The sequence below is a fragment of the Coprococcus sp. AM11-30B genome, assembly GCF_027674365.1.
GTDB lineage: Bacteria > Bacillota > Clostridia > Lachnospirales > Lachnospiraceae > Allocoprococcus > Allocoprococcus comes.
In genome coordinates this window covers 148,989-160,184 of sequence record NZ_JAQDVB010000007.1, presented here as the reverse complement: position 1 = coordinate 160,184, position 11,196 = coordinate 148,989, and the positions used below count along the sequence as shown (strand labels likewise).

Below are 11,196 nucleotides of genomic sequence, written 5' to 3'. Positions count from 1 at the left end.
AAAATATTAAATTTTCAAGGTTCTATTTTGGGGCTTTTGACCCTGGCATCATGACATTGCTGTAAAGACTCTTTTTCGTTTACTCAGTTCTGCTATATGTCAGCTTATCTAACTGATCGCATTTTCGAAATAACTCAATATACAGCATTAATTCCTCTCTGACAGTTATCCCCAGTTTTCGATTCATATTTGTATTATGCTTTCTTGCTGTTCCAATACTGATATAAAGCAATGAAGCAATCTCCTGTATCGTATATCCATCAACATAATACTGAAGAACCATCCTCTCTGACGGAGTCAGAGTTTCCACACGCAAAGCAAACGCCTTGAGCATTTCTTCTATATTCGGAGGAATGCCTCCATTTTCCAGTTTCTCCGTATTCCTTTTTTTCTGCATAAAATCAACCAGTGCATCCACTTCTGAAATGCCTGATAAGTTTTCGTCCGTCAGCGTATCCTCCTGCAGTGCTTTTAAACTCCGAAGAATCGGCTTCACAAAACGATGGGACATACCGACAGAAACAACCAATAATAAAATCAGGAACAACAACGTACCGATGATCCAGTCCCTTCGATTGTCCGCTGTTAATTTTTCATAATTCGCTTCTGATATTAATGTCAGTACCGCAAGCGGCATACCATTACAACTCTTCAATCCAAGCAGTTCATGCCTGCCTATATAATTCCCGAAAGCAGTAGAATATGTATTATAATATTTTCCTTTCTTCACTGTCATCGTTCCTGATGGTGAAAGATACGTTTCTTTTGTATCTCCGAACATCGCCTTATCCAGATAGATGTTTCCTTTTTTGTCCACAGGAGCCAGTACTGTCACTATATTCCCACAGGAACCTTCCACCATAGGATAAGACAGCCTGAAATACAGATTACTCATCTCCATACCGCACAAACCGCGTACTTTTCCGGTACTGTCTAAAACCGGGACATATAAAAGCTGCACATCCTCCCATGTATCACTCAGCTCCAGCCGGTCTGTCCACAGGCAGCTCTCTACCAGCCGGTTTCCATCAAACTGCATAATCTGTTCATACCCCGACAATGCGGACGTATCAAATTCTAAATTCCAACGGTTATGGAGCTGTACCTGCTCTGCTCTTGCAATATCAGCATTTCCCCTGAAAAAAACTACGTGCTGTTTGCTTGTATTTACTGCCTTTAAATCAGACAGGCGCAGGTAGATTCCCATGCGTGATGTATCTGCATATTCCGTCTTCGTATTTACCGTTGCATCCAATACAACAAAAACTCCACTGCAATACTTCACGTCCAATGCCGATTTCAAGGAGGGATACAACGCAGCCTCCAAATCCATAATCAACTGAGGATTATCATTCAAATCTGAAAATGTCTTTCCATTGGCTGTCAGGCATTGATTCAATTCTTTTGTAATGTCTTCCGATAAAGAAATACTTCTCGCCATCATAATATCAGTCTGCTCTGTCATAGTTGACAACGTATTTTTCTGCTGGGCAGACAACATTTCCCGTACTTTAAAATCCATTCCCGGAAGGACTCCCAAAATACTGAGTAATAGAACTGTCACTAAAAAAAGTGTTAAAATCACCACGCACCAATAAACAATCAGTCTTTGCTGCATACGGATGCTTTGTCTCTTTATTCCTTTTATAATCTTCCAAAAATTTATTTTCTTTTCTCCCATATGTCAGCCACCTCTTTTTGCCGATCCGGCAGACATTATTGTGTGTATGTTGCTTTGAAATCCTCTAATGTCTCTGAAACAAGTTTATCCATATCTTCCGGGTCTTCCAGCCACTCCAACCGCTTTACTGACAAGATTTGCCTGATAAGTTCTTCAAACTTTGTTTCCAGATCCAGATAGGAATCCAATTTCGGAGCAGTATAAAATGTATAGTTCTCCTGCGTCTTTAAAAAAGCCTGATACAGGGATACATACATCGGATCACTTAACTTCTCGATCGCCTCCGGAAGGTAAACATCGAAAGCTTCCTGCTTTACCGGCATATATCCAAGACTGGTCACAAATTCCACATTCTTTTGGGCCTCCGTCAGCCATTTAAGAAACGTAATACAGGCCTTTTCTTTTTCCGGTGTAGATTTCACCGTACAAATGCCGGCACCTCGCTGCATGACCATCGTTTCCCCCCTGGCAAATACGGGACATGGCATGGAAACAATCTCTATTTTTTCCGATGTGTTATCCGCATAAGTAACTTTGTCAGAATAATATAACACACTGGCTGACGAAGCCACCGATACAATCGAATCTCCCGTTCGCAAAGGTTCCGTTGCATAACCGCTGCGAAGCCATACTCCTCCGGACAGTGCCGCTTTTGCATAAGGTTCCCATACTGTTTGAAATTCCGGTCCGAAAGCCAGATTTTCTCCCTTAAAGAAATTTTCACCCAGAGATTCTACACCTACCTGAAAATAGTTAAAATGATAATCATGAACGAAAAAATTCTTTCCATCATCAGGAATGTCCGGCGTCTGGTTATCTGTCCATGCAGCATATTGTTCTGCCATTGCGAAGAGTCCTTCCCATGTTTTTAAATCTTCCATCTTCGCTCCTGTTTCTTTCGCGAAACGATCAAATGCTGTTTTATTGATAAACATAACTTCCGTTGATTTTGCTACCGGCAAAATGGAAAGTCTTTCATGAATGACACCTTCTTCCAAAAAAGCCGGAATAAATTCGTTCAGTTCTTCTTCTGTAAAATAATCATAATAATCTACAAGTTCCGTATCATCCGGCATCGCCAGAACTGTTTTAGGATAGGAAACAAACATATCCGGCAGTTTAGAGGCTCCCGGATCTCCAAATGCGGATGCCAGTACATTTTCATGTATCGTATTCGTATTTGTAACACTGCCAACCTGTACTCGGATATTTTCCTCTTTTCCAATCGTTTCATTAAATTCATCAATCAGATCGTTTAATGGCGATTCTGTCTGTCCGCCATATACATGCCACAATGTAACGGTTACCGGATCTTCTTTTTTCTTCTGCCCACACCCTGTAAAAACTATAACCGCAATCATTACCAAGAACAGGCAGATTCTTCTCATAATATATCTCATATTATTTATCTCCTTTCCAGACAGTGTCTTATAAACAATCTGACATCTCAACAAAGAACAGAACCATCGGATTGAGACACTTTTACATAGTATATGATATCGGTTTTCAGAGTCTTAAGCACTCCCCATATGGGTAGTAAAATGCTATTTTTAAAATCCATTTATAATCAGATTTTTCTTTGTAACAGCTACCGCCAATTTCGTTTTGGAATCAAAATTCGTTTTCTGCAACATATTTTTGATATGCCATTTTACAGTTTCCGGTGATATACACAAGCTCTCTGCAATTTTTTTATAGGATTCTCCTTCCACCACTAATCGCAGAACTGCTAATTCTCCAGGTGTAAAATCACAGCTTTTCGCCGTTCCGATCATCACAACCGGCGGAGCATCCGGATACACGTTCTCCCCTTTCATCGTACGATCCATAACCTCCAACAGTTCTTCTTTACCGGCATCTTTATACCAAAAACTTTCTACTCCTGCTTTGCGCGCCCTGTCAATAAAACTGCACTCTACTAAAGAAGTCACGATAATTACTTTTATCTGGGACATTGTCTTTTTAATCTTCTCCGCTGCCACAAGACCACTCTCATCATTCTCCGTACAGACATCCATCAAGACAAGTTCACACCTGCTCTGTCTGCATACGGTTTCTGCCATAGCTGCGTTTGTGATAGAAGCCGCCAGACAATACCTCCCACTGGACTGAATATAATTTTCCATATCTTCCCGAGCCATACGCTGGTCTTCCACGATTAGTACCCGTATCATCTCCGCACCTCCTTTGGTATCTTAACGATTATTGAAAATTTTGACTCCGCACAAATTCTCAATGTACCTCCACATTGCTCCACCCTTTTTCGTATACCGGATAATCCTCCTTCTTTGACATCCTTCTCCGTTGTTTGTCCATTATCTGTAATCACCATAATCCATTCTTGTTCCCCACTACTGCATTTTACATACAGTTCGCTTGCCCCTGCATGGCGGACACAGTTGGAAAGTGCCTCCAAAAGTATTATATCCATCAGTTCGAAAATATGAGATTCCCAGACTTGTTCTCCTGTATAAATGATTTTCACACCCAAAATCTCCGCTCTTTCCTGCACCTGCCTGTGCAGTTGTTCGCCTTTCACAGACTCGTTATCTTTATTCAGCAAGTCTAATGTCTGCTTCCATTGCGAAAGGAAAACATCCCGGTCTGCTTCCGATTCGCGCAGCAACATCCGCTGTGCCGCCAGGACGCTATATCCCAGATTATCATGCACTCTCATTTTCATAGATAACATTTCTTCTTCTCTGGTCAGCGTTATTACATTCTTAGAAAGTTCTTTCATAGCCACAGACATTTCCTGAAGTTTCTGATTTTCTTCCTTCAGCAACACTTTGTTCCGATATAATTCCGACACTTCAGAAGCAAGAACTTGAAAAAAATGATCTCCGGCTGTCGTAATAATCTCTTTCTCTGAAAATTTCCACACACTTCCATCCGCAAAGCAGTATACTTTCAAATCAACATCATAAAATACATTCTCTTTCAGAGGATGTCCCAGTGCTTCCTCCAGTTCTGTAATATTCTGTATATCTCTTCCCGCCAGATTCTGGCAAATTTGATACATTTTTCGATTCATCAGTTTAGGCATTCCGTTCCCATCAAAAAAACAATTCCACTCGGCAAATTGTCCAGACTTTCCTGAACTGCATTTTCCCTCAGGCAGCTCTTGCGGTACTTATAAATTCCAAAAATCTTCAATCCCACATATAAAAAAACACCAATTCCTATAACAATTAAAATCACATACGGTATTTTAAATAATATCATGGAATCTTCTTCGTAAAACGCCCATTGCCACACACACAAGACAGCTGTTATAAGGAAAATAACTATAAGCAATACACTGTCCGGCAGCAACATCTTTCTTTGTCTTTTTCCTGTTCCTTCATAAATAACCAGAATCATACACAGCAAAGTCAAAAAAATAAAAAAACAAACAATCGTAATCTGATACTCCGGTGAACAGTTTTCAAATGTTTTTATCATTTGCCGCCACCTCCTCCCAAAATCAGAGAAAGCAGCCATGATCCGTCAAAATCCTGCTCCGCATAAGCTCCATATCGTCTTGCAATTTCCTGCAGATCTGTTTTGCATTCCACACTCATAGACATGATGATCCGCGCCTCTCTGCGTTTCAGATTTACATTAGATGCCGACAGATCTTCCAAAGATTCCTCTATGACTGCTTCAAAAAAATCATAAATCTGCATAGCATCTTCACTTCGTATTTCTTCTAACGCGGTGGAAAAACCTGCCTCAACATGATTCCATTCCAGATTCTTTATCGTTTCCCTGAAACATAACTCCAACTCTCTTATCGGAAATTTTACTGTCTGCTCCGCAATAAAAATAAGATTACTACGCCTTTTTATATAGGCTCCGATCACAACTATCTTCCCTAATATTTTTTCCCTTTTGTTCTCATCTTCTTCCATAGAATATGCTTCAATGAATTCCGTCAAAAGTTTACTCTGCCTTGCCGTCTGTTTCTGTATTTTATCATACAGCTGATTCTTCACAGAAAGTTTTTCTACTTCTCTTTTTGTTCTCAGATTTTCTTCCTCAATCAGATTCGCATCTTTTAATTCTTCCTTCCGATCTTCAAGCTCTCTTACGATTTCCTGTAATTCTGACAGGTTTTCCTTCCACAACACATAGCCTCCCAAAATTGGTTTTCCCGACAGCCTGATCCCATTTTCTAACATGATCGGACATTGAACTACCTGCCTTACGATTTCCGGTGCAATACATTCCGAATCCTGAGATTGATAAATGCATTTTCCACTCTGATCTGTAATCTGTGCTGAAATTGTAGATGCTGCAAATAATTGTGCGTATCCTGTATTGGAAGGGATCAATCCGCACTGGATGCAGCTTTCAATGATCAAAGCAAACAGAAGGCATAATGCAGCTGTCATATCGCTTGAAAATATTTTCCAGAAGGGCAGATTCAGATAATAGGCGATGCCATAGACAACCGACAGACCATAAGCACCAAAAGGCATCCAAAGCATTTTCCTGTTTTTAATTTTTCTACACCTTAATAGAATAATCAAAAGTGCCACCAGCAGACATCCAAGATCCCAGGCGACTATAGCATAATACATTGCTCCATATCCATAGACTCCTACTTCATAGGAAGCTGCTTCCCCCAGTCTTCCCTCCGGGAAAGTAAAAACTAACTGGTGCAGATCATTCGTTAATACAATCCCTATCAGAAACAATGCCGGAAAAAACAGCAGACACCGTCTTTCCGGTAATTTATAATTCTCCAGCTGCCGTATATAAAATGCCAGATAAAGACTGACCGTAGGGAGTAACAGCATAGGAATATAATAAAGATACCAGGCGTAGCGCAGTGCTGTCGGCATCTCATACGGTATTTCAAATTTACACATACGAACGAGCATCCAAAAAACCATCATCACTGCAATCATTATTAAACAACGACGGGGTTCCTTTTGGATAATTCTCTTTTGAAAAGAAATCGCCCATACCAGATAAAGTCCTATATAAATAAAAGGCCTTAAAAGGTGACAAATAGATTGCAGATAAGGATTGGTAAAGGACACATAATGAAGCAGAACTGCCACACCTACGCATAGTGCTACACTTCCGACGTATACTGTAAATTTCTTTTTCTCTGACACTGTGCGTACTCCTTCCTGTTACATTTTGCACTATATCTTGTTTGCAGTATATCATAATCTACATTCCAAATTATATCTTTTATTTTTTGGTGTATGTACAAAACTCGACTTTGCCATTGCAGCTATATCTCCAATTCCATTTTTTAATGCAATGCTTTGGTCGGACAGACCTTCGTACATTCATAACAGAGTATGCACTCCGTTCCTCTCTTTCGTTTGCGGGATTCCTTATTGACCTCCACATTCATTGGGCAGACACGCAGACATTTTCCACAATGAACACATTTGCTTTCATCGCAGTGAACACGCAGGATTCTGTGGTATCTGTTTTCTAAATGCAGGCAACAAAAAAACAGTCTGCCTTGACGAAAATCACTTCAATCAAAACAAACTGTTCTTCATATTTACTCTAATTTTATTTTATGAGAATAACTGATTTCACGAAATTTGCAGGTGAATCTGGAATATAAATAAGAGAAAAAAATAATTTTTAAACTCCATTTGCACTCCATTTGGTCTTTTCGCCGCCCCGCAAAGCCTTTATTTATGGGCTTTCCCGCGATTTTTCAAGCTACTCAAACTCGCAAATAAAATCTTATCACTATACACTTTTGTATAGGGATTATGGTTCTATCTGGTTTTATATGTGTTCCACTGTCCAAAGTCCACGGTCTGTACTGAACGGTGTTATCAATTTGTTATCACATCTCTGTTATCAATCAAAGATTCTCGTGATATCCTGATATCGGTTAACTACACGATAAATCTCTACATATTCGTTACCGACCTTGTACATAATAACATAATCTTCCCATATCGCATATTTATAATCTGTCCGAAAGCTGACCCGTTTGGAGAGATCCGACCCCATTTCAGGAAACATCTGGAGATTTTCAAATTTACCATAAATTTCCTTTATGGTTTTTGCGGCATATTCCTCGTTATCTTCGGCAATGTAATCCCGGATATTCTTCAAGTCCTTTGCAACAATCGGATTGATCCGCAGTTTTAACATCTTATTCCCCCACAAGCGCTTTCAGTTCATCCAGATCCAACCAGCCTTCTCCGTCTTTCACTGCTTCTTCAGCTTCCTGTAGCTTCATCAGAAGCTTTTTCTCTGCTCGGTCACGCTCATAATCTTCAATATCCATGACAACGAAACGTCCTCTGCCATTCTTAGTCAGATATACTGGTTCTCCTTTATGACAGTTCTTCAGGACTTCATTATAATTTCTCAAATCAGATACTGGTAAAATATTTGCCATATTCTTTCAGCTCCTTCCTTTGATTTTAAATTGTTTCTTCTACTTCTATTATACACAAAAAGCTGTAAAATTCAACGTAGATTTTTACAGCTTTTATTTTATCATTTCTATATACTTTTATCGCAATCTATTTCAAATATTGAGAAAAAATTGCCTCCAATTCTTTATTTCCTTTCAAAAATTCATACTCTTCTTTATTTTCAATTTCTGTAGCTAATGCACGAACAAAATTATTTCCAACACCTGAAAAAGACTTTCCCTGCACTGTATCCGCATATCTGTAATATAAAGGTGATTCCACCATCTTCCATGGCTTCTGTGACTCCATCAGCACTTCTTTTATCAACTGAATACATTTTTCTACATCCTTTCGATACACGGCAATCAATAGATATGGTACTACTTTACCGTAATCCCACAGACCAAATAACGATACCATATGTTCTGTGATTTCGGCAATCTCCTCTGCTTTACAATGATTTCCGGTTTCTTCTTCCATTTCTATCAACTTATACAGATAGTTTTGTATATTCGTAACTGTCTGCATCAATTTTCCCTCTAAAAAGAACGCTGCAATATCTGTCCCTTCCTGGTGTGCTAGTACATTCGTTTTCATAATTGTGGCATCTATCACAGTATCTGGAATTTTATCCAAAAAGATATTTGCTTCTTTATATTTTTCCATTTGTATATATTTCGCCGCAAGCATAAAAATACTGGAAAGCCTTACCTTTTCATTCGGACTTTCAGCAGTTCGTTCCAGCCATTCAACAATCACATTATTGCATTCCAACTTTTTCTCATCATCAACATCGGATAAAGTTAACGCCGCATTTAAAACAGTAGCAATTGAATAAATCAACGAATCACAATGAGGATATTCCTTTATTTTATTTTTTCCCATCTCAAAAGCTTTTATAAAGCTATCCAATGAAACTTCCGAAAGCTCATTCACAAATTGTCCAATCTCTTTTTCTGTCAATTCTTCACGAAATGAAAATAATTCATTCATATCAATTTTTAATAATCGAGCAATTGCCGGAAGTAATGATATATCTGGATATGTGTTTCCTTTTTCCCATTTATTTACCGCAGGAGTAGAAACGTCCAAATAATCCGCCACCTGTTCTTGTGTTAATCCAGCAGTTTTCCGATAGTTTTTTATCTTCTCACCAATTTGCATTGTTCCTACCTCCTGTTTATATTCTCATTATAGTATTTCTAATATGTGTTTACAATTGAGCCTTCGTTTAATTATGGCTTCGATTTCTTAACTACCAGTTAAAATCTGCGAGAAAAATGCTCTATTTTATAATTCTACAAATCAAAAATCCTTAAATTTAATTAATTCAAGAATAAGTGCATCAGTACTCCAATTAAGAAGCAAATCATCGCTGTAACACCCGCACTGATAATAACCTTTAATATATTTTGATAAGGACGTTTTCTCACTTCAACTGCCTTATGAAGTTCATCCAATTTTTTTCCCTCCGTAAATGCAACAATTTCCTTATAGGTTTGTATATCATTTTTCTTTTTTAGTTTTTCAACCTTTAACGCCCAGTACATTGTAATAATAAATAAAATCCCAAACGGAATATACGCATACCTTCCGAGCCACATAAACAAAGGTACTGCCGATATAATCAACACGGCCAAATGAACTGTATAGATGGAACCATAATAATTAAACTTTTTAATTTCTTGCTCGCTAATAATTTCTTTCATTTTCTCTATATCTCCTTTAATTAATTGATCGAGAGATACATTAAACAATGAACTAAGAAGTAACAAGCTATGAATATCAGGATAACTCTTTTCGTTTTCCCAATTAGAAATTGTCTGTCTTGTTACATATACCTTTTCTGCCAATTCCTCCTGTGATAGATGAAGCTCTGTTCGGTATTTTTTTATCTGTATACTCAGCTCCATATAATTTCCTCCCTTCGCAAGTAATTTGTTCTCTTGATCTGAGCCAAGAATAATCATTTTTTCATTATCTGTCTATCAAAGATATTTTACTTAACGGAAAACACAATGTCAAAAGAGTTTTACACTACAAAACTCATACCTTTTCAGCAATTTTTATTTTCATCTTCGTAAAGAGCAGCCTTTCGATCACCCTTTCTACTCACATATATACTCTTCCAATTTTCCACCTCTTTTGTAAGTTCTTTAACCTGCGCAGCCATTGCCGCAACCTTATTTTTTATCTGAAGAAACAGCGGTTTGATTTTTTTGTCCCGGTAGGTCGCTGCCCGTTCCAACGTGCCAGCTTCCGGTAACAACATTTTAACTGTTCCATATTCTTTTATTTCCTTACTCACATTATCCATAATCGGCTGTAACTGTTCCCTGCGTTCTTCCAGACTTTTTAATTGTTTTTCTGCTGTTTCTGCACGCTTTTCTGCGGCTTTTTTATCTCTAAGCGCCTGTTCTTTACTTTCCTTCAAAAGCTGTACGTCTTCTCTGGATTCTACGATTTGTAAAGCCAATCCTTCGTTCTCTGCTGAGGTGCCCGCAGTCCAAAAGAAAACTATCTGAATGCACTGGCTGATATTTTTGATGTCTCTCCGCATGCACTGGCTGTCCCGGATATTGACAGCTATGTAGGACTTATGCATACCTTATTTACATTAGAAGACCTTTACGGACTTCATATTGGTGAGATTGACGGAGAACTCTGCCTCCGGCTGGACAAATCCAAAGGAACCACCTGCCTTTCTATGTTTGATATGTTCCATGCATGGCAGGAACAAGCTGCAAAGCTAAAATCCGGAGAAATCACTCAGGAAGAATATGACCAGTGGCGGTATAATTATCCAAAAAACTGCAAATAAAAACCAACGAAAAAGGCCTTACCAAATTGATTTCACTCAATTCAGTAAGACCTTTTTGTTGGTTTCAAACATATTACCTGATAACCACAAGATTTCGGATAAATAATGCCAAAATCTCTCGTGTTATCATTTTGTTATCAAACAGAACTTTATCTGCCCTGAAATGCCCTGTTTATAAGGGATTCCAGAAAATTTTTATTACTCAAACTCCAGACAGACAGTGCGGAGTATAAAGCAAAATCGTTGATTTTAAGCCATTTTTAGGCAATATAAGTAACTATAAAACCATATAAAAATATTAA

Annotated in this window: 12 protein-coding genes and 1 pseudogene; 1 reads left to right on the top strand and 12 read right to left on the bottom strand. The window is 38.4% G+C overall.

Annotated elements, in window-relative coordinates:
• Nucleotides 1–79: 79 nt before the first annotated feature.
• The 12 genes from PGU50_RS06655 to PGU50_RS06600 all read right to left on the bottom strand — a co-directional run bounded on the left by PGU50_RS06655 (nt 80) and on the right by PGU50_RS06600 (nt 10,549).
• Nucleotides 80–1,681, bottom strand: coding sequence for a helix-turn-helix transcriptional regulator (locus PGU50_RS06655; protein ID WP_270246490.1), 1,602 nt, complete (start codon nt 1,679–1,681; stop codon nt 80–82).
• 35 nt (nt 1,682–1,716) lie between these two features.
• Nucleotides 1,717–3,081 (bottom strand): extracellular solute-binding protein, encoded by a 1,365-nt coding sequence (locus PGU50_RS06650; protein WP_270246489.1) that lies wholly within the window; start codon nt 3,079–3,081, stop codon nt 1,717–1,719.
• A gap of 150 nt (nt 3,082–3,231) precedes the next feature.
• Nucleotides 3,232–3,855 carry a response regulator transcription factor gene (locus PGU50_RS06645; RefSeq protein ID WP_118217431.1) on the bottom strand — a complete coding sequence of 208 codons (624 nt, stop codon included), beginning with the start codon at nt 3,853–3,855 and terminating at the stop codon, nt 3,232–3,234.
• Complete coding sequence (locus tag PGU50_RS06640) at nt 3,852–4,715, bottom strand: sensor histidine kinase (protein ID WP_270246488.1); 864 nt, start codon at nt 4,713–4,715, stop codon at nt 3,852–3,854. Before PGU50_RS06640 ends, PGU50_RS06645 begins: the two co-directional genes overlap by 4 nt.
• Nucleotides 4,715–5,125, bottom strand: a complete 411-nt coding sequence (locus PGU50_RS06635) for a hypothetical protein (protein WP_270246487.1) — start codon at nt 5,123–5,125, stop codon at nt 4,715–4,717. The genes PGU50_RS06640 and PGU50_RS06635 overlap by 1 nt, the downstream gene beginning before the upstream one ends.
• The gene (locus PGU50_RS06630) at nt 5,122–6,711 is read right to left on the bottom strand and encodes a histidine kinase N-terminal 7TM domain-containing protein (RefSeq protein ID WP_270246493.1); all 1,590 of its coding nucleotides are present in this window, start codon (nt 6,709–6,711) and stop codon (nt 5,122–5,124) included. The genes PGU50_RS06635 and PGU50_RS06630 overlap by 4 nt, the downstream gene beginning before the upstream one ends.
• A 221-nt stretch (nt 6,712–6,932) precedes the next feature.
• Nucleotides 6,933–7,100: a 4Fe-4S dicluster domain-containing protein gene (locus PGU50_RS18115; RefSeq protein WP_334304138.1), complete on the bottom strand. Its 168-nt coding sequence runs from the start codon at nt 7,098–7,100 to the stop codon at nt 6,933–6,935.
• A gap of 404 nt (nt 7,101–7,504) precedes the next feature.
• Nucleotides 7,505–7,804, bottom strand: a complete 300-nt coding sequence (locus tag PGU50_RS06620) for a type II toxin-antitoxin system RelE/ParE family toxin (protein WP_270246486.1) — start codon at nt 7,802–7,804, stop codon at nt 7,505–7,507.
• A 1-nt stretch (nt 7,805) separates the two neighbouring features.
• Nucleotides 7,806–8,054 carry a type II toxin-antitoxin system prevent-host-death family antitoxin gene (locus PGU50_RS06615; RefSeq protein WP_005333597.1) on the bottom strand — a complete coding sequence of 83 codons (249 nt, stop codon included), beginning with the start codon at nt 8,052–8,054 and terminating at the stop codon, nt 7,806–7,808.
• Between the two features lie 127 nt (nt 8,055–8,181).
• Entirely contained in the window at nt 8,182–9,237 is a 1,056-nt protein-coding gene (locus PGU50_RS06610; protein WP_270246485.1) for a helix-turn-helix domain-containing protein, read from the bottom strand.
• 161 nt (nt 9,238–9,398) lie between these two features.
• Nucleotides 9,399–9,986, bottom strand: coding sequence for a helix-turn-helix transcriptional regulator (locus PGU50_RS06605; protein WP_270246484.1), 588 nt, complete (start codon nt 9,984–9,986; stop codon nt 9,399–9,401).
• 143 nt (nt 9,987–10,129) lie between these two features.
• Nucleotides 10,130–10,549, bottom strand: a complete 420-nt coding sequence (locus PGU50_RS06600; RefSeq protein ID WP_270246483.1) for a hypothetical protein — start codon at nt 10,547–10,549, stop codon at nt 10,130–10,132.
• A gap of 21 nt (nt 10,550–10,570) precedes the next feature.
• On the opposite strand from PGU50_RS06600, the pseudogene PGU50_RS06595 reads away from it, so the two are divergent.
• Nucleotides 10,571–10,894, top strand: a pseudogene (locus PGU50_RS06595) (helix-turn-helix domain-containing protein); the annotation flags it as partial.
• Nucleotides 10,895–11,196: the final 302 nt, after the last annotated feature.